Genomic DNA, 19,749 nt, shown 5'->3' on the forward strand with positions numbered 1-19,749 from the left:
TACGATTTTCTGCAATTTTATACAACATTTTTAAGCGAAATTTGATAATAAAATATTGAATATCAAATCGTTGTATTTATTTTTAGGAATGACTAATTATGAGAATTTTTCTTGTACTTCTAGTAATCATCCTTTCTTCTTGTTCTAAAACAAAAACTATAACCAACCAACAGGAAAATGTATTCTACGATAAAGCATTTGAGTTTCTTGAAAAAAATAATGAGGATAGTGCATATATATACTTTGACAAAGCCAAAGATCTATTCCAGCAGAATAAGGATTTAGTTCAGGAAGGGAAATGTTTAATAAATATGGCTATCATATCTACAAATAAAGGAGATTATTTTAGTGGGCAAACAATATCCCTCGAAGCTGTAAAATATTTTAATGAAAAAGATAAAGAGCAATATCAAACTATATGTTCAAACTATAATAATTTAGGTATTGCAACCACTAATTTAAAAGACTACAATTCAGCAATAAAGTTTTACGACTTAGCAATTAAATTCGCAAACAATAATATTAACAGAGTTTCCTATCTAAATAATAAAGCACATATTTATACTGAACAAAAAAAATATAAAGATGCCATTGATATCTACAATATTATTCTTCCTCAAACACAACACAAAGATTATAAAATATTTGCCAGATTATTATCAAATTTAGCATTTATAAAATGGATGAATAATCCCCGGTATAATGCAGAACCAGAACTATTAAATGCACTTAAAATCAATAAGAGCATTAATGATCTTTGGGGACAAAATGCGAGCCATTCCCATTTAGCAGATTACTATGCAAAAACAGATGAAGAAAAATCGCTATTTCATGCAAAGGAAATGTATAAAATTGCCACAGGATTAAATAGCCCTGATGATAGAATCGAATCTTTACAAAAACTCATTCAAACAGATCCTAATAATTATTCTAAATATTTTTCTCAATTTTTATCTCTTAATGATAGCTTACAAACAACACGAAATAATGCTAAAAATCAATTTGCCCTTATTCGCTTTGATGCAGAAAAATTAAAAACAGAAAACATACAAAAAGAAAATCAGATTCTGTTGCAAAACATTGGTATAGCTTCTTTGGTTGTATTATTAATAGGCGGAACCATCAGTGGCTCTATTTGGATTAAAAGAAGAAAAGAGAGATTACAAAAGGAAAACGAATTAAAAATCAAGGAAAATGAGCTAAAAATATCCAAAAAGGTTCATGATGTAGTAGCCAATGGTATTTACCAGGTAATGACCAAAATTGAAAATCAGGAACATTTTGATAAAGACAAGGCTCTTGATGAGCTTGAGTTTGTATATGAAAAGTCGAGAGATATTTCCTATGAAAAAGTTGACTCCAATGATATTCTTGAGTTTTATAAGAAAATTTCAAATCTCATAGGATCATTTAAAAATGAAAAAGTAAATACTTTTCTTGCCGGAAACGGAGCCAATATCTGGATGGATCTTAGCCATTCAGTACAGGATGAGGTTTACCAGATCATGCGTGAACTTTTAGTGAACATGAAGAAGCATAGCCGGGCAAATCTTGTCGCATTTAAATTTGAAAGAAATAATAACCTTATACAAATCCAATATACAGACAATGGAATAGGTATCCCCGGAGAAATTATTCATGGAAATGGGTTGACAAATACGGTTTCCCGTATTGAAAAAATTAAGGGGTCCATTATTTTTGACAATACAATCGAAAAGGGATTGAAGGTTTATATTTCATTTCCCATATCTTAAAAAACAAAAGAATGTTCAAAAAAATTTTAATAGCCGAAGACCACGAAAGCAGTAGTATTTCTGTACAAAAAACATTAGAAGATCTCAACATTACCAATACCGATTATGTTTATTATTGCGATGATGCCTTTGCCAAGGTTCAAAAATCCATAAGAGAAAATGACCTTTATGATTTATTGATCACGGATCTGTCTTTTGAGGAAGATCACCATGAGCAAAAGATTAAAGACGGTAAAGAATTAATTAAAGCAGTTAGAGAACTACAACCTTCGTTAAAGGCAATTGTTTTTTCAGCAGAACATAAGTCTGGGGTTATAGATTCACTTTTTAAAGAATATGAAATCAATGGATTTGTTCGTAAGGCAAGAAATGATTCCAAAGATCTGAAAAAGGCAATAGCTTCTGTATATGAAAATAAAAACTATCTGTCACTTGATATGAAGCAGGAAGTAAAAAAGCTAAACAGCTATGAATTCACAGACTACGATATTATCTTAGTCTCTCTTTTGTCTCAAGGTGTTCTACAGAAGAATATTCCTGTGTATCTTCAAAATAACAATATAAAGCCCAACAGCTTAAGCAGTGTGGAGAAAAAATTAAATAACCTGAAAGAAGAACTTCAGATCTCCAGTAATGAACAACTTATAGCTTTTTGTAAAGATTTAGGACTAATTTAACCCATTAAAAAGATATTTGTATATTTTTGTTAAGTTCAAAAAACTAATATCTTTTTAAAACACAAGGAAATGTCACGCGAAGATTCTTTACTCAACGATAATCTTAAGGGAATTAATAGCAATATCAATCACCTTAATAATAATCTGAACTCATTTAATTCTCAATTAGGTAACATCAACTCTGAAATTGGTAACATCACCGGCAAGCAGCAGGCTCTGGACGGCAGAATGGATGCTATGTCCGGCATTATTGATGATTTTATAAAAGCTGATAAAGAAAAAAGAGATCTTCAGTTTGCTGAAAACATGCAGGAAAGCCTGAAGCAGGATTTAAAGAATAAATTCGGTTATTATGAAGAGATCAGAAGAACGGTTCTAGGAATACTACAAGCTGTAGATAGTGGAATTGTAAGACATGAGATCATGCAGGATGCTGCTGAAAGCTTAATGATCAAAACGCCTAATTATTGGCTTGCTCCCGCAATGGTCGCCATTGTAGCTTGGGTACGTAATGATCGTGAAGATACTGAAAGAGCATTGAATGAAGCATTAAGAAGAGATGACTATAAAACCACCCTATTTTTCATGCTCCTTATGAGAAGATTGGGTAGAGATGAAGCATGTCATCAGTGGGTACAAAGATATCTGATGCATCAGGATCCTTATAATCTTGACCGTGAATTTGTAATGGTATTGGAAGCTGCTGCAACCGGATCATTCCCACAGTCTTCAAGAGAATTAATCATTTCAACCGTAGATGAATGGCTGAATTTATTGACGCAGACCGATCAATACATTAATGAACAAAAAAACGAATGGATAAAATTCTTTCAGTATAAAGGTCGCCTGGATAATAAAGAATACCCTTTTCTTGAGAAATACTGTACCAATTGGGAAGAACTTAAATCTTCTATGAAGAAAGTAAAATTGCATAAATTTCTAACTTCATATATTAAGAATATTCTTGACACACCTGTTGACTACTCAAAAACATCCAAAAATCAGTTAGATGAAATCCTTTCCCTACTGATCACTAATTTTGATGATGAAGAGTTTGAATTACAAAAAAAAATAAAGCTCAACCAACAGCTTATTGATCAAAAAAGAAATAAAAGATCTGGAACACCCGAATATTCTCAGGAAAAAGCATTCGATGAGAAAACAAATTTTCTTCAAATGCTTACTAATGTTGCTTTTATCCCTGAACTAACCGGCGCCACTCATGTTACACAACCTTTAGCAGTGGCAATAAGCAGCCCTTGGATTATAGATGCTCACGAAACCTATACAAAAGAATACAGAGCCAATAACGTTATCATTGCAAACTTGGTCATCGATAATTATAAAACTTCTTCAAATGGTACGGATCAAGAGGAACAATTGAAAACCCATGGTGAACATTGGGACAAGATTTTCACAGATGAGGTAAAAAAAGCTTCTTCAGGTAAAGGCTGCCTAATTGCTTTTACAATACCATTCATTGCACTTGGTATTGTCTCCTATTTAGCCGATGCTCATATTCTCAGTTATATCATTTTAGGAGTATCTTTTGGTTTCCTTGCATTAGGATTATCAGGATATTCGTCTAATAAAGATAACGCAAAAAAACGAGTTAATGGATTCCGTATAAAATCAAATGAAGCATTAGCAGGATCTCTGGCAGAACTTGAAGATTTCAAAGCCGAATACGATATGGAAGATGCAAAAGCTGAAGAAGTAAAAACAATGCTTCAATCTGTGCGTGCTGAAGAGTTTTTAGCCAATTCCAGAGATTCAAAAAATATATTATAATACTAAAAACACCATAAGATGAACAATCAGGAAGACAAACCAGAAATAAAACAGGAAGACAAACAACCTGAAAATCCTCCTAAAAAAGAAAATGCAAAGTTTCCGGATTGGGATATCCTTCCTCCCAATCAACCCATAAAACCAAGATAAAGATTATCCTTTTTACTATCACTATACAAACCTTTCAAGTTTTTGAAAGGTTTTTTCATTTTACGGGAACCCGTAAGGATTGAGGTGGTAAGCGTCATACTTTTGGAATACTAATTTTAAATCAACTACTATGAAAAAGTATTACGTAAACAAAAAAGCACAATCTAATGGTGACCATGAAGTTCATGATGAGTATTGTTCTTATCTGCCTAATTTTGAAAATAGAAAATATTTAGGTCTGTTCTCATCTTGTAAAGAAGCAGTAAAAGAGGCTAAAAAAGACTATTCTCAGTCAAATGGCTGTCGCTATTGTTCACCAGATTGTCATACTAAATAAGCATTACAAAATAATATTATGGAAAGTGCAACTCAAAATGAAACGACGTTTTATCAAGACAGCTCTGTGACAGTAACGCAATCTCGATTTGTGACCAAATCAAAGACGTACGCTATGAGAAACATCTCTTCTGTTCATGTTTTTAAAATTATTAAAAGTAAAACAAAAGCCATTATAATAACCATCATTGGACTATTTTTCCTTTTTTCTAAAAGTGTTTTTTGGGTAGGAATAATACTTTTAGCACTAGGTATCTGGTGGATCTTTTCTATTAAAAATGAATATGCTGTTCGAATAAGTACTAATGCAGGAGAAGCGAACAGTATTGTTTCTAAAAACAGAGACTATATTCAAAAAATTGTAAACGCACTCAATAATGCAATAGTTCATCGAGGATAAAATAACTAAAAAACAAAACTATGAAAAAACTACTTTTCACCAGCCTTTTAGGACTGGGACTATTATTACCGGCAAACTTTTCCGCTTCTACAAACAGCACTTCTTCCACAAAAGAACTACTCACTAAAAAACCAAGAAAAGGAAAGAGCAAAACAAGTAGAAAAAGTAAATCTACAAGATCAAATTACTCATCTTCCGGATCTTATTCTAAAAGCAGAGGATGTACTTATAATGGAAGCCAATTGTATGTAGGCTCAAGAGGAGGTTGTTATTATTATGCTGGAAACAGTAAACAATATGTAGACAGATCATATTGCTCAAGTTGTAATTAATCAAAAAGAAAAAAAAACTAAAAAACACTCAACATATAATCAACATTCAAAAGCGAAGGTTTTCTTCGCTTTTTTTATTATTTTAGAGAACTAAAACTCTAATAAATATGATTCAGATTCTATTAACATTATTAGGTTTATTATTTCCTTCTAACCATCTAGAAACAAATAATGGAAACCACACACAAACAACAATACAGACCAATATAACCCCGGAAGATACAAACGGTGAGACCGGAAGTACTCCCCCTAAAAAATAAAACCAAAACAACATTATTAATAAAGAAAAGGTATCTCGAACGAGATACCTTTTTATTTTATTTTCTAATCATTTCCGTATGCGGAATATCATCCTCCAGATATTTCTTTCCGGTATCTTTAAAACCAAAATCTCCATAAAATTTCAGCAGATAATCCTGTGCTGAAATCCTGATTTCAGAAGTATGAAAACGGTTTTCTATTGTCTCAACTGCATACTTGATAAGTAATTTCCCTAGACTCTTTCCTCTCGCCTTCTCTGTAGTCAAAACTCTTCCGATGGAAGTTTCGTCGTATTTTATTCCCTTGTCAAAAACACGGCAATAAGCAAGAACATCTCCATTTTCTTCTGCCCAGATATGAACCGCTTTCTGATCAGAATTATCCAGATCGGGATAAGGACAGTTCTGCTCAATAACGAAAACATCTATACGCGCCTTTAAAACAGCATACAATTCAGGAACAGTAAACTCATCAAATGTTTTGATTTTCCAAACAATATTACTCATCGAAACTTACACCATTTTGAATTAAAAAATCATTCGTCTTTCTTATAAAATCTAAAATAAGATCTCCACCTTCTTTCTTCTCAGCTGAGGTTATATATAACTCCGGAAGATCTTCCCAGGTTTTATGCAACTCTATTTTGTAGTCTTCTACATTTTTAACAACCGCATTCGGCTTTAGCTTATCAGCTTTCGTAAAGACAATTGAAAATGGTACACCACTTTCACCACACCATTGCATAAAATCAAGATCTATCGCCTGAGGTTTATGTCTTACATCTACCAATACGAAAAGGTTCACCAGATTTCTTCTGTTAAGGATATAATTTGTAATCAACTTCTCAAAATCCTTACGTTGTACCTTAGATACTTTTGCATATCCATACCCTGGCAAATCGGTAAGATACCAGTTTTCATTCACCAGGAAATGATTGATCAGCTGAGTTTTTCCCGGAGTCTGAGATGTTTTAGCCAAATCCTTATGATTCATCATCGCATTAATCAATGATGATTTACCTACATTAGACCTTCCGATAAAAGCATATTCAGGTATATTAGGCTCGGGACATTCCTGCCATTTTCCACTACTTTTTACAAACTCTGCTGTCTTAATAATCATTTTGAATATATTTTAGAAAAATAAACCACTAAGAAAAGCTCTTAATGGTTATTTATTATGTTTTTAAACTTTATCTTTTATCCAGCTATACAGGATTTCATTGAATTCATCTGGTTTTTCCATCATCGCAGCATGACCGCAGTGATCTATCCAGAATAAATCCGAATTAGGAATAAACTTATGCATATCTTCCGCTACTTCCGGAGGAGTTACATTATCCTGTTTTCCCCAGATCAGACAGGTTGGCGTCAGGATCTTAGGAAGATCGTTTAGCATATTGTGTTTAATGGCACTTCTTGCCAACATTACTGTTTTTATTCCCTTCATTCTATCATTCACCACTCCGAAAACCTCGTCTACAAGATCTTCTGTTGCAACTTTAGGATCATAGAAAACCTCTTCAGTCTTCTTTCTGATATAAGACTTGTCATTTTTTCGTGGGAAACTGTCCCCAAAAGTTCGTTCGTATAATCCCGAACTTCCCGTTAAAACAAGATTCTTTACAAGATCCGGTCTTGCCAAGGTTAAAATAAGCCCTACATGCCCCCCCATTGAGTTTCCTACAATGGTTACAGGTCCTGAAATATGACTCTCTATAAACTTGATAATATATTTTGCTAAAGTGGTAAGATTCGTATTGAGTACCGGTAAATCATAGATTGGCAACTGAGGAACATATACCTTATATCCTCTGTCCGAAAAAAAATCTACCATTTTATCGAAATTACTCAATCCACCCATTAACCCGTGCAACAGCACTAATGGATGTCCTTCTCCCGCCTCTACATAGGAATATTTCTTTTCTTTTTTTGTACTAAATATCATAAGTCGCTCTAATAAAGCCCTGCAAAAATACAAATTAAACCTCAAAAATATTTTGATTATCCTAATTTAAGATAAAAATAATATAATATTCTCCTTTTTAACTTTTTTTTTCAAAATCGCTTTATTATGGCTTAAATAACAGTTTTAACAATACTCTACATATCAACCAATTACATTCTTAGAACTCAATCTTTAATAAAACTTATTAACATTGAGTCAAAAAGTGGGAAAAAGTGGGAAATTTTGGAAATTATTATATAAATTTGTCCCAAATGAAAAATTTCATTGGAACATATGAGTGTAAAATTGACGACAAAGGTCGCTTAAAAGTTCCTTCCTCTCTGATCAAACAGATGGAGAACTTCGAGGATAAGGCGTTTGTAGTCAAAAGATCTGTGTTCCAACCTTGTCTGGAAGTATACCCAATGAATGCGTGGGATACACTGATGGGGAAAATTAATAAACTGAACAGGTTCATAAAAAAGAATGCTGATTTCATACGAATGTTTACGGCAGGAGTAAAAACAGTGGAATTGGACAACGCAGGAAGATTACAGATTTCCAAAGACTTGATGACTTTTTCAAATCTTCAGAAAGATGTAGTCATCACAAGTGCAGGAGAACTTTTCGAAATTTGGGATAAAGATGCCTACGAAAAAGTAATTTCCACCAATGAAACAGATTTTGCCAGCCTTGCCGAAGATGTGATGGGCTCTTTCGATGAAGAATAGCTGTAAAGGTTATTAAGGATTATATTAAATAAAAAACACAATTAAGCATGTATCATAACCCCGTTTTGTTGAAGCAGAGTGTAGATGATTTGGTGACGAATCCTGACGGAATATATGTGGACTGCACCTTTGGAGGTGGCGGACACTCAAGGGAGATTTTGAGCAGACTTTCCGAAAAAGGAAAACTGTTCAGCTTCGATCAGGATTTGGATGCGCTTAAAAATACAATTGATGATCCCCGATTTACATTGGTCAATCAGAATTTCAGATTCCTGGAAAACTCATTACTGATGTACGGAATTTCTCAGGTAGACGGTGTTCTGGCTGATTTAGGTGTTTCATCACACCAGTTCGATGAGGCAGACAGAGGTTTCTCTACAAGAAGCAACGCTCCTTTGGACATGAGAATGAATGTAATGCAGAATCTCGATGCCAAAAGAGTAATTAATGAATATGGAGAAGAAGAACTGGCTGATATCTTTTATCACTATGGTGAACTGAGAGAAGCCAGAAAACTGGCTAGAGATATTGTTCATCATAGAAAAACAAAAAGTATAGAAACTACTGAGGATTTGAAAAAGCTTTTCAGCTACCTTCCGCCTCATAAAGTGAATAAATTCTATGCACAGCTATTCCAGGCAGTAAGAATAGAAGTAAACCAGGAACTTGAAGTATTAAAAGAAATGCTTGTTCAGGCTTACAGTGTTTTAAAATCTGAAGGAAGATTAGTAGTGATTTCTTACCATTCTTTAGAAGACCGATTGGTAAAAAGATTCCTGAAAAACGGAATGTTCGAAGGAGAACCGGAAAGAGATATCTACGGAAATTATAAAAAGGCATTCGAATTGCTTAAGAGCAAAGCAATCATCCCGGACGATCAGGAGATTGAAGAAAACTCGAGAGCAAGAAGTGCAAAAATGAGAACAGGAATAAAAGTTTAAAAGTGAATTGTCAAAAGTGAATTTTAAAAACAAAATTGACCATTGACAACAAAACAAATTGACTTAATTAAATTGGCAAAAAGAACAACAAATCGCCCCCAGAAAAGACTCACTTTTATAGACATTATAAAAGGAAACTTTCTGAATCGTGATGAGATCAAAATACATTATAAGTATTTTCTCCTGTTGTTTATCTTGATGATGGCAATGATTTACAGTAATCATCTCGTCAACAAGAAAATTAAAATTGTAAATGCCTTAAAAGAAGAAACGGAAGAATATAAATCGAGAAACGCTTACGCCCAGAGTAAGCTGATCAAGGTAAAAATGGAATCAGAGCTGGGGAAAGAGGTTGCGCGGGACTCATTGATGACCCTCGAAAACCACCCTCACAAATTGCTAATAAAACTGGACAGTACAGATGCAAAAGCAAAATGAATACGACAACAAACGTAAAAAAACGTTACGATGGGGCTACCTCTTTGCAGTGGTAGCTTTGTGCGTGTTTGTAATGTTCTTGGCAAGGATTGTAATCCTTCAGAATACCAATGTTCAGGAAATTAAAGACGATTACATTAATAAAAATTACCGTGAAGCCACTTTAAAAGCTGCCCGTGGTAACTTATTTGCTTCCGATGGATCTATTCTTGCCACAACAGTAATGCGCTATGACATCTATCTTGACTTCAAAACGATGAAAGATACGATCTACAGCAACAACATCGGAGCATTAACGGATTCACTGAGCAAAATGTTCGGAAAATCCAGAGGAGAGTTCAGACAAAAATTCGACGAACAAAAGAAAAAGAAAAACCAATACTATACTTTGGTAAAAGGACTTGATTTTGATCAATACGACAGAATCAGAAAGTTCCCGATATTTAAAAGAGGTAAAAATAAAGGCGGTTTCATCGTAGACAGAAACTACAAAAGAGAACTTGCCACTTCAGAAATTGGTGCCGGAACCATCGGTATAGATAACGGAGAACTTAGATCCGGACTTGAAGGAGCTTTTTCAAAGTATTTAACCGGTACGGACGGAAAAAGATTAGAGCAAAGAATCAACTCTTCACAATGGAAACCTATTGATTTCTGGAAAGTTCAGGAGCCTGTAGACGGAGAAGATGTTTACACAACCTTAGATCTTAGAATTCAAGACATTGCGCACTCTGCTTTGGAGAAACAACTTACGCATTACGAAGCCAAACATGGAACCGTAATCGTAATGGAAGTAGAAACAGGAAAAGTACGTGCGTTGGTTAATTTAAGAAGAACAGAATCAGGAGATTATGAAGATTCTTACAACTATGCTTTAAAAGATAATATTGAACCGGGATCTACCTTCAAAACCATTTCTCTTTTAGCAGCAATGGATGATGGATTCATCGATGAAAATACCACTGTAAACGTAGGAAACGGAGTATGGACTTACGCAAAACAGAGAATTTCAGACGGTCACGGCGGAGGAACTTATGATATCAGTGATGTATTAGCTAAATCCAGTAACGTAGGAACAGCTAAGCTTATCACAAAATATTACGCTGAAAAGCCACAGATCTTCCTTGACCATTTGAAACGGTGGAAATTATTTGACAAAATGGACATCGAACTTCCGGGAATCACAAAACCGAAGATCGTTACCCCTGAAAATAAAAGATGGAATGCAGCAACACTGGCTTCTATCTCTTACGGATACTCTTCAAACATTAACCTGCTACAACTCGCAACTTTCTACAACGGAGTTGCTAACGGAGGAAAAATGCTTAAACCATTATTCATCGACAAGATCATGAAAGATGGAAAAGTAATGTATAGCTCAAAACCCGAAGTAATGGTTAATAAAATGGCATCAGAAAAAGCCATTAAAATGATGACCAGCGCATTAACCAAAGCCGTAGAAAAAGGAACGGGACGAAGCATCTTTACCCCGAACCTGAAAATGGCAGGAAAAACAGGAACAGCAAGATTTGAATACTGGTTACCTGGACCGATGAAATATAGAGCTTCATTCGCTGGATTTTATCCCGCAGATGCACCAAAATATACGTGTTATGTAATGGTAAGTGAACCGAATACTTCAATCGGATTCTATGGAGGTCCTGTAGCAGCACCGGTGTTTAAGGAAATTGCAGGAAAAACATTCCTGAAAACACCACAGAATATTGAAAAAGAAATGCTGGTAGACAAAAAGGTAAACCTGAGCAAAATGGTTGAACCTAATGTAAAAGTAGCAGTCACAGATAAACAAATGCCAAACGTAGTTGGATTGATTGGTAAAAACGTCATCCCACAATTGGAAAACTTAGGATACCGTGTAGACTATAAAGGAGTTGGAAGAATTAAAGAACAGTTTCCTTTAGAAGGTACCACAATCAGTAAGAACCAGAGAATATATTTATCTCTACAGAATTAAAAAACAGAGTCCAAAAGGGACGATTTAAGCCAAAATAGGATAAAGTCCTATTGATATAAAATGATAATAACAGAATTAGTAAACAGAATCCCAGTAATAGAAATCCACGGAGATAACAACCGTGAGGTATCAGAACTAGTGTTCGACAGCAGAAAGGTTACAGAAAACTCTCTTTACATCGCAATGAGAGGAACAGTGGTGGATGGACATTCATTCATTGAGTCTTCTATTGAAAAAGGAGCAAAAACAATTGTTTGCGAAGAACTTCCTGAAACCCTGGCAGAAAATGTAACGTATGTAAAAGTAAAAGATTCTGCTAAAGCTTTAGGACACCTTGCTTCCAATTTCTATGGAAACCCATCTCACAAGTTGAAACTGATAGGAGTTACAGGAACCAATGGAAAAACATCTGTTTCTACCCTGCTTTTTGATGTTTTCAAAAACTTAGGATATGATTCTGCATTATTATCAACAGTTGAGATCAGAATTGGTGAAGAAATTATTCCGGCAACACATACCACTCCGGATGTGATTACCATTAATAAAATCTTAGCTGAAGCAGTGGAGAAAGGATGCGAATTTGCTTTCATGGAAGTAAGTTCACACGGAATTGCTCAAAACAGAATTGAAGGATTACACTTCAAAGTAGCAGGATTTACGAATCTTACCCACGATCATTTAGATTATCATAAAACTTTCGAAGAATACTTAAAAACGAAAAAAAGATTCTTTGATGAATTAGAAGATACAGCCATTGCCATCACCAATGTAGATGACAAAAACGGCAATGTCATGCTTCAGAACACTAAGGCAAAAAAGAAGTCTTATGCTCTGAAAACAATGGCAGACTTTCACGGAAAACTTTTAGAAGTTGACTTTAACGGAATGCTCCTGAATTTCAACGGAAAAGAATTCTGGACGACTCTGACAGGAAAATTCAATGTTTACAACTTATTGTTAGTTTTCGGAATCGCAGAAGAGCTTGGTTTTGAGCAAGATGAAATTCTTCAGGCAATCAGTAAGCTAAAAAGAGTTTCCGGCAGATTTGAAACCTTCAAATCAGATGGCGGGATTTTCTTTATCGTGGACTATGCGCACACTCCGGATGCTTTAGAAAACATTCTGGACAGCATTAACGATATCAGAACCAAAAACGAAAGATTAATCACAGTTTTCGGTTGCGGAGGCGACAGAGATCACTCCAAAAGACCTGAAATGGGAAATATTGCCACTAAAAAATCAACATTGGCAATCATCACTTCAGATAACCCGAGAACAGAAGAACCGGGACAAATTATCAAGGAAATTGAAGCAGGCGTTGAACCTCAGAACTTCAGCAAATACACTTCAATCCCTGATAGAAAAGAAGCCATAAAAATGGCAATAAAGTTTGCAGAACCTAAGGATATTGTTCTCGTAGCCGGAAAAGGACACGAAACATATCAGGAGATAAATGGTGTGAAACATCATTTTGATGACAAAGAAGTAATTAATGAGCTTTGGAAATTAATGAGCAAGTAATTATTAACAAATTGAAACTATGCTATACTATCTATACGAATATCTAACCGACCATGGAATCCACATCCCCGGATTAGGAATGTTGAAATACATCTCCTTCCGTGCTGGAATGGCTGTGCTGTTCTCCCTAATTATTGCTCTTGTCTACGGAAAAAGAGTAATCAATTACCTGAGAACAAAACAAATGGGAGAATTGGTACGTGATCTTGGATTAGACGGACAGAAACAAAAAGAAGGAACTCCTACTATGGGAGGTCTTATCATCATTTTGGCAACTATTATTCCTGTATTACTGTTTACAAGAATTACCAATGTATATATTGTATTGCTGCTGGTTTCAATGTTCTGGATGGGAGCCATAGGATTCCTGGATGATTATTTAAAGAAAATCAAGAAAAACAAAGACGGATTAAGCGGAAAATTCAAAATTATAGGACAAGTTGGATTGGGGTTAATTGTCGGAGTTACAATGTATTTCCACCCGGATATTACTGTAAAAAGAAAATATGCTGATGCAAAAGTGGTAAACAGAAACAACGTAGAGCAAAACTTCATGCCTACCGAGAAAATCACAGTTTCTACTGTACCATTCGCAAAGAACAATGAATTTGATTACAGTGGAATACTGTTTTGGATGAATGAAAAAGATGCCCACGAATGGGCATGGATTGTCTTTATACCCATCGTAATTTTCATTGTAACAGCCGTTTCTAATGGAGCCAATATCACCGATGGAATAGATGGTCTTGCAGCAGGAACCAGTGCCATAATACTGCTTACCCTCGCGCTTTTCGCCTACCTTTCTGGGAACATCATTTTTGCGGATTATCTAAATATAATGTTCCTACCGAATATGGGTGAAACCACCATTTTTGCCGTCGCAATGGTAGGAGCCGTTATTGGGTTCTTCTGGTACAACACCTATCCTGCTCAGGTTTTCATGGGAGACACAGGAAGTTTGATGCTGGGAGGAGTAATCGCTGTTTTAGCCATTATTTTAAGAAAAGAATTGTTGATTCCTGTTTTATGCGGAATTTTCCTGATCGAAAACCTTTCCGTAATGCTTCAGGTAATCGTTTTCAAATACAGAAAGAAAAAATATGGGTTAGAATATGCCCAAAACAATAGACTATTCAAGATGTCACCATTACACCACCATTATCAGAAAGACGGATTTCACGAAAGTAAAATCGTAAACAGAATGATCATCATCGGAGTAATACTGGCAATTGTCTGTCTGATCACACTAAAAATGAGATAAACCTTAATTTAAAAATTGAAAGATTTTAACACTGAATCTTTTGATCATTAAATCAAAATAATATGAAAATAGTTGTTTTAGGAGGAGGAGAAAGCGGATGTGGAGCTGCTTATTTGGCTAAAAAGAAAGGTCTGGAAGTATTTCTTTCAGATAAAGGAGCCATTAAAGATAACTATAAGCAGTTTCTTACCGAAAATGAAATTGAATTTGAAGAAGGAAACCACGATGAAGAAAGGATTTTAAATGCTGACTGGATCGTAAAAAGCCCGGGAATCCCGAAAAAGGCAGAGATCATCCACAAAATTCATGAAAAAGGAATAAGACTTTCCTCTGAAATTGAATTCGCTTCTGAATTTACAGACGCAAAGATCATCGCTATTACAGGAAGTAACGGAAAAACAACCACAACTTCCCTGATCTACTACATCCTGAAAAATGACGGATTAAACGTAGGGTTGGGAGGAAACATAGGATACAGCTTTGCAAAGCAGGTTGCAGATGAAAACCATGAATATTATGTATTGGAAGTAAGTTCTTTCCAGCTAGATGATATTCAGAATTTCAGACCATATATTTCCTTATTGTTGAACCTGTCTCAGGATCACCTGGATCAGTACAACTACAACTATGAGGAATATGCTTTAGCAAAATTCAGAATTACTGAAAATCAGGAAAATGATAATTTCTTTATCTATAACAAAGATGATGAAATGAGTAAGAACCTTCTTGAAAAGCTAGAAATAAAAGCAAAAATGATCCCTTTCTCTACAAAAGAGAAGCTGGAAGAAGGAGGTTTTGTAAATGATGATCAGATTGTAGTAAAAATGAAGGACGATTTCTCAATGAAAGTTGAAGAATTATCACTCCTTGGAAACCATAACGTTGCCAATAGTTTAGCAGCTTCCATTGCCGGTAAAATATTAAAAATCAACAATGAAAGCATAAGACATTCATTGATGACATTCCAGGCAGTAGAACACAGATTGGAATTTGTAACTGAAACTGATGGAGTAAAGTACATCAATGACAGTAAAGCAACCAATGTAAATGCTACTTACTACGCGTTGGAAAGCATGAAAACTCCAACCGTATGGATCGTTGGCGGACTAGACAAAGGAAACGACTATACCGAAATAGAGGACTTAGTTAAAAGAAAAGTAAAAGCAATTGTTTGCCTTGGAATTGATAACAAGAAGATCATTGATTTCTTTAAAGATAAAAAAGAATTCATCTATGATACTTCAAGTATGGAAGAAGCCGTGAAAATATCAAAATCACTGGCTAAAAACGGAGACACTGTTCTTCTGTCACCATGTTGTGCAAGTTTTGATTTATTCAAAAGCTATGAAGACAGAGGACGTCAGTTTAAAGAACAAGTATTAAAATAAATGTAAAGTATTAATGTATTAAGTATTATCAACAATACATTTTACATCAATACAAGAATACAAATATTATGGACGAGCAGAATACAGAAAGCAGATTTGAATTTCTAAAGGGCGATAAAGTACTTTGGATGGTCATTCTTGTGATCTCCATTTTCTCTATTTTCCCAGTTTACTCTGCTAGTTCAAACTTGGAATATATCGTTAATAACGGAACCACTACAGGTCACGTTATCAAGCATATGTTCTTTGTAGTCTTAGGTTTAGCAATCATGAGACTTGTTGGAACCATAAAATACGAATACATCGGAAAACTCAGCAGTATATTGCTCGGGCTGATGATCGTGTTATTGATCGTTACCATGTTTACCGGACAAACCATTGATGGAGCCAGTGCTTCCCGATGGCTGAAAATACCGGGAACACCGATCTCGTTCCAGCCCTCATCATTTGCATTCCTGATGCTGATTATCTACCTGTGTAGATATTTAACCAAAAAGATCACAAGAGAAAGACTCCCAATTGAAAATATCATGTATATTTTCGGACCTATTCTTCTTGTTTTTGTACTAGTAGCAAAAGATAACGGTTCTACAGCTCTAATGATTCTGATGGTTTCCGTGATTGTTTTAATTATAGGACAACTTCACTGGAAATACATTGCAGGGTTCATTTCTGCATCATTTGTAGCCATCGTGTTCTTCCTGTTAATAGCATTGAATACAAACATGATCGGCGGAAACCGTGTTCATACATGGATGAGCCGTATTGAGACCTTTACATCAAGTAAAGCAAAATCAGCAGATACCGATGACGAAAGCGTAAAAGCTAAAAATTATCAGGTAATGCAGGCAAAAGCAGCCATCGTACACGGAGGAATTACCGGAATGGGACCAGGCAAAAGTGCATTAAAACAAATGCTTCCACAATCTGCTTCCGACTTTATCTTCGCTGTAATCGTAGAAGAATATGGAGTAATAGGAGCCGCCTTCCTGATCTGTCTCTATCTCATTATGATGATACGGATTGTAATGATCGCCAGTAAAATGCCAGCTTTCTTTGGATCGTTGCTCGTGCTCAGTCTTGGAGTGATGATCTTCATACAGCTTTCAGTAAACATTGCCGTGGCTGTTAACCTGATCCCGGTAACAGGACAACCATTACCACTGATCAGTTATGGAGGAACCTCAATGTTGGTAACCTATTTACAACTAGGAATTATCCTGAATATAAGCTCCAGAATTCAGATTTACGATGAAGAAGGAATGGGCAAAAAACAAAGCATAGCAGAAATAAACGATATCGCATAAACCAAAGAGTCCCAAGGGGACGATTTAACAAAAAATCGGACACAGTCCTATTATATAAAATGAACAAAAAACTAAAAGTAATACTATCAGGCGGAGGAACAGGAGGACACATCTTCCCTGCAATCGCCATCGCAGACGAAATCAAAAAAAGGTTTCCTGATACAGAATTTTTGTTCATTGGAGCCAACGGAAAAATGGAAATGGAAAAAGTTCCACAGGCAGGCTACAAAATAGAAGGAATTGATATCGCAGGAATCGACAGAGGAAATCTATTATCCAATTTAGGACTTCCTTTCAAGATTATCAAAAGCTTAAGCAGATCAAAAGCTATTATTAAAGAGTTTAAGCCAGACGTTGCAATTGGAACAGGAGGATTCGCAAGTGGTCCTGCTTTATATGAAGCTACTAAACAAGGTGTGCCGGTTTTTATTCAGGAACAGAATGCCCATGCAGGAGTTACCAATAAAATATTAAGTAAAGCTGCTAAAGCTATATTTACAGCCTATCCAAAAGTAGCCGGTTTTCCTGTAGAAAAGATAAAGTTTCTGGGAAACCCGATTCGTTCCAATATTATTTCCGGAATGATGGAAACTGCTCAGGCAAAAGAAAAAATGGGACTGAATAAAGACAAACTTACCATTTTATCGGTAGGGGGATCTTTAGGCTCCAGAACATTAAATAATGCATGGAAGTCTCATTTAAAAGAAATTGTCAACAAAGATTATCAGCTGATCTGGCAAACAGGAAAGCTTGATTATAAAGATATTATAGAAGAAACAAAAGATATTGACTCCCGAAATATTCAGATCCTTGAATTTATCAAAGACATGGAAACTGCATATTCCGCAGCCGATATCATTGTTTCAAGAGCCGGAGCCATTGCCATTTCAGAGTTGGCAGTAGCACAAAAACCGGTATTATTGGTTCCCTTCCCTTTTGCCGCGGAAGATCATCAAACCAAAAATGCCATGAATCTGGTTGAAAAAAATGCAGCAAGAATGGTAAAAGACTCTGAAATGCAGGAAAAATTCTGGAATACGCTATCAGAAATCTGCGAAAATGAAAATGTAAGAAAAGAAATGTCCGACAATCTGAAATATTTTGCCAAACCAAACGCAACAAAAGAGATTGTAGATGAGATATTTAAAGTGATTAATAGATAAATGAAAATGAATAATTTAGAAACATATCAAAACTTTTACTTCGTTGGAATCGGAGGTATCGGAATGAGTGCATTAGCACGTTATTTCAATGCGTCCGGAAAAAAAGTATTGGGTTACGATAAAACCAACACCAAACTTACTCAGAATCTGATGAAAGAAGGGATCGATATTGTTTTCGAAGATCTTATTGATGAAAGGATCACTTCCCTTCAAAAAGAAGATACATTAGTAATTTATACACCGGCAATTAAAACCCTGGGAATCTTAGATTACTTCAATCAAAATCAATTTGAAGTTTTAAAACGTGCAAAAGTTTTAGGATTAATTACAGAAAATACTGACTGTATCGCCATAGCAGGAACCCACGGAAAAACGACAACATCTACTCTGGTTTCTCATCTGTGCAAAGAAGCAGATCTACCATTTTCATGCTTTTTAGGAGGTATTTCTGAGAATTTTAAGTCAAACTTTTTGTACAATGGCTCTACTTATTCTGTTGTAGAAGCAGATGAATATGACAGAAGCTTCCTGAACCTTTCTCCGGATTGGGCAGTAGTAACATCAACAGATGCAGATCACTTAGATATCTATGGCGATAAAAGCCATATTGAAGAAGGTTTCAGACAATTTGCAGCTCTGGTACCCGAAGATAAACAATTGTTTGTAAGAAAAGGAGTAGAAATCGGAAGAGGACATAAAACTTATGCAGTAAACGAAAAGGCAGATTACTACTCAGATAACCTGAGAATGGATCATGATAAAATTTATTTTGACTTCCATACACCTACAGAAACAATAAAAGATTTTGTCTGGGAGATTCCGGGAATACATAATGTAGAAAATGCTACGGTAGCACTGGCTATTTTGCACAATTTGGGCGCAGATTTTGATACGCTGAAAAAAGCAATTGCCAATTTTAAAGGAATTAAAAGAAGATATACCAAACATATCTACGAAAACGGTAAAATTTATATTGATGACTATGCTCACCATCCGACAGAAATCAATGCGGTAATGGGCTCTATTAAAACATTTTATCCGGATAAAAAACTACTGGTAGTATTCCAGCCACACCTGTTCAGCAGAACAAGAGATTTTGTCGACGGATTTGCAGAAAGTTTAAGTAATGCTGATGAATTGATCTTATTGGATATCTATCCTGCAAGAGAACTTCAGGAGAACTTTGAAGGAGTTACTTCAAGCTGGTTATTGGAAAAAGTAACATTAGATAAAAAAGAAGTATCGAATTTATCTGATGCTTTTGAAAAAATAAAAGAAAAAGATTTTGATATCCTTCTTACAGTCGGTGCAGGAAACATAGATACACTGTACGACCCAATCTGTGAATGGGTAGAGAAACTTTGAGAATAAACGCA

Annotated in this window: 21 protein-coding genes; 18 read left to right on the forward strand and 3 right to left on the reverse strand. The window is 35.2% G+C overall.

What is annotated here, in order from left to right:
* Positions 1 to 98 precede the first annotated feature (98 nt).
* The 8 genes from BW983_RS09695 (at position 99) to BW983_RS24010 (ending at position 5,700) form a co-directional block, all read left to right on the forward strand.
* Complete coding sequence (locus BW983_RS09695) at positions 99 to 1,754, forward strand: tetratricopeptide repeat-containing sensor histidine kinase (RefSeq protein ID WP_084184427.1); 1,656 nt, start codon at positions 99 to 101, stop codon at positions 1,752 to 1,754.
* Positions 1,755 to 1,765: 11 nt separating this feature from the next.
* A complete protein-coding gene (locus BW983_RS09700) occupies positions 1,766 to 2,431 on the forward strand; it encodes a response regulator (protein ID WP_065395447.1) in 666 nt (221 codons plus the stop codon).
* A gap of 69 nt (positions 2,432 to 2,500) precedes the next feature.
* The gene (locus BW983_RS09705; RefSeq protein WP_076551787.1) at positions 2,501 to 4,222 is read left to right on the forward strand and encodes a hypothetical protein; all 1,722 of its coding nucleotides are present in this window, start codon (positions 2,501 to 2,503) and stop codon (positions 4,220 to 4,222) included.
* An 18-nt stretch (positions 4,223 to 4,240) separates the two neighbouring features.
* Positions 4,241 to 4,372 (forward strand): hypothetical protein, encoded by a 132-nt coding sequence (locus BW983_RS24500; protein WP_262484591.1) that lies wholly within the window; start codon positions 4,241 to 4,243, stop codon positions 4,370 to 4,372.
* A gap of 130 nt (positions 4,373 to 4,502) precedes the next feature.
* Positions 4,503 to 4,709 (forward strand): hypothetical protein, encoded by a 207-nt coding sequence (locus BW983_RS09710; protein WP_076551788.1) that lies wholly within the window; start codon positions 4,503 to 4,505, stop codon positions 4,707 to 4,709.
* Positions 4,710 to 4,727: 18 nt separating this feature from the next.
* Positions 4,728 to 5,108: a DUF6232 family protein gene (locus BW983_RS09715; RefSeq protein ID WP_076551789.1), complete on the forward strand. Its 381-nt coding sequence runs from the start codon at positions 4,728 to 4,730 to the stop codon at positions 5,106 to 5,108.
* A 20-nt stretch (positions 5,109 to 5,128) separates the two neighbouring features.
* Positions 5,129 to 5,440 (forward strand): hypothetical protein, encoded by a 312-nt coding sequence (locus tag BW983_RS09720; RefSeq protein ID WP_076551790.1) that lies wholly within the window; start codon positions 5,129 to 5,131, stop codon positions 5,438 to 5,440.
* Positions 5,441 to 5,547: 107 nt separating this feature from the next.
* Positions 5,548 to 5,700, forward strand: a complete 153-nt coding sequence (locus tag BW983_RS24010) for a hypothetical protein (protein ID WP_167369977.1) — start codon at positions 5,548 to 5,550, stop codon at positions 5,698 to 5,700.
* Between the two features lie 57 nt (positions 5,701 to 5,757).
* Here BW983_RS24010 and BW983_RS09725 read toward each other — a convergent pair whose 3' ends face one another.
* From BW983_RS09725 to BW983_RS09735, 3 genes are all read right to left on the reverse strand, one after another.
* Entirely contained in the window at positions 5,758 to 6,207 is a 450-nt protein-coding gene (locus BW983_RS09725; protein ID WP_076551791.1) for a GNAT family N-acetyltransferase, read from the reverse strand.
* Complete coding sequence (yihA, locus tag BW983_RS09730; protein WP_076551792.1) at positions 6,200 to 6,823, reverse strand: ribosome biogenesis GTP-binding protein YihA/YsxC; 624 nt, start codon at positions 6,821 to 6,823, stop codon at positions 6,200 to 6,202. The genes BW983_RS09725 and yihA overlap by 8 nt, the downstream gene beginning before the upstream one ends.
* Before the next feature lie 63 nt (positions 6,824 to 6,886).
* Positions 6,887 to 7,648: an alpha/beta fold hydrolase gene (locus BW983_RS09735; protein WP_076551793.1), complete on the reverse strand. Its 762-nt coding sequence runs from the start codon at positions 7,646 to 7,648 to the stop codon at positions 6,887 to 6,889.
* Between the two features lie 272 nt (positions 7,649 to 7,920).
* Here BW983_RS09735 and mraZ point away from each other — a divergent pair, with 272 nt between their 5' ends.
* The 10 genes from mraZ to murC all read left to right on the forward strand — a co-directional run bounded on the left by mraZ (position 7,921) and on the right by murC (position 19,738).
* Positions 7,921 to 8,379 (forward strand): division/cell wall cluster transcriptional repressor MraZ, encoded by a 459-nt coding sequence (gene mraZ / locus BW983_RS09740; RefSeq protein WP_076551794.1) that lies wholly within the window; start codon positions 7,921 to 7,923, stop codon positions 8,377 to 8,379.
* 47 nt (positions 8,380 to 8,426) lie between these two features.
* Positions 8,427 to 9,320: a 16S rRNA (cytosine(1402)-N(4))-methyltransferase RsmH gene (rsmH, locus tag BW983_RS09745; RefSeq protein ID WP_065395455.1), complete on the forward strand. Its 894-nt coding sequence runs from the start codon at positions 8,427 to 8,429 to the stop codon at positions 9,318 to 9,320.
* A 72-nt stretch (positions 9,321 to 9,392) separates the two neighbouring features.
* On the forward strand, positions 9,393 to 9,758 hold the full coding sequence (locus BW983_RS09750) for an FtsL-like putative cell division protein (protein WP_027372881.1): 366 nt from the start codon (positions 9,393 to 9,395) through the stop codon (positions 9,756 to 9,758).
* Positions 9,742 to 11,733 (forward strand): penicillin-binding transpeptidase domain-containing protein, encoded by a 1,992-nt coding sequence (locus tag BW983_RS09755; protein ID WP_065395456.1) that lies wholly within the window; start codon positions 9,742 to 9,744, stop codon positions 11,731 to 11,733. Before BW983_RS09750 ends, BW983_RS09755 begins: the two co-directional genes overlap by 17 nt.
* 60 nt (positions 11,734 to 11,793) lie before the next feature.
* Positions 11,794 to 13,254, forward strand: a complete 1,461-nt coding sequence (locus BW983_RS09760) for a UDP-N-acetylmuramoyl-L-alanyl-D-glutamate--2,6-diaminopimelate ligase (protein WP_076551795.1) — start codon at positions 11,794 to 11,796, stop codon at positions 13,252 to 13,254.
* Between the two features lie 19 nt (positions 13,255 to 13,273).
* Complete coding sequence (gene mraY, locus BW983_RS09765; RefSeq protein ID WP_076551796.1) at positions 13,274 to 14,515, forward strand: phospho-N-acetylmuramoyl-pentapeptide-transferase; 1,242 nt, start codon at positions 13,274 to 13,276, stop codon at positions 14,513 to 14,515.
* A gap of 62 nt (positions 14,516 to 14,577) precedes the next feature.
* Positions 14,578 to 15,903, forward strand: coding sequence for a UDP-N-acetylmuramoyl-L-alanine--D-glutamate ligase (gene murD / locus BW983_RS09770; protein ID WP_076551797.1), 1,326 nt, complete (start codon positions 14,578 to 14,580; stop codon positions 15,901 to 15,903).
* 68 nt (positions 15,904 to 15,971) lie between these two features.
* A complete protein-coding gene (locus BW983_RS09775) occupies positions 15,972 to 17,210 on the forward strand; it encodes an FtsW/RodA/SpoVE family cell cycle protein (RefSeq protein ID WP_076551798.1) in 1,239 nt (412 codons plus the stop codon).
* Positions 17,211 to 17,269: 59 nt separating this feature from the next.
* Positions 17,270 to 18,373 carry an undecaprenyldiphospho-muramoylpentapeptide beta-N-acetylglucosaminyltransferase gene (murG, locus tag BW983_RS09780; protein WP_076551799.1) on the forward strand — a complete coding sequence of 368 codons (1,104 nt, stop codon included), beginning with the start codon at positions 17,270 to 17,272 and terminating at the stop codon, positions 18,371 to 18,373.
* Between the two features lie 6 nt (positions 18,374 to 18,379).
* A complete protein-coding gene (gene murC / locus BW983_RS09785) occupies positions 18,380 to 19,738 on the forward strand; it encodes a UDP-N-acetylmuramate--L-alanine ligase (protein WP_076552260.1) in 1,359 nt (452 codons plus the stop codon).
* Positions 19,739 to 19,749: the final 11 nt, after the last annotated feature.

Origin of the sequence: Chryseobacterium ureilyticum, from assembly GCF_900156735.1 — a bacterium.
GTDB classification, from domain to species: domain Bacteria; phylum Bacteroidota; class Bacteroidia; order Flavobacteriales; family Weeksellaceae; genus Chryseobacterium; species Chryseobacterium ureilyticum.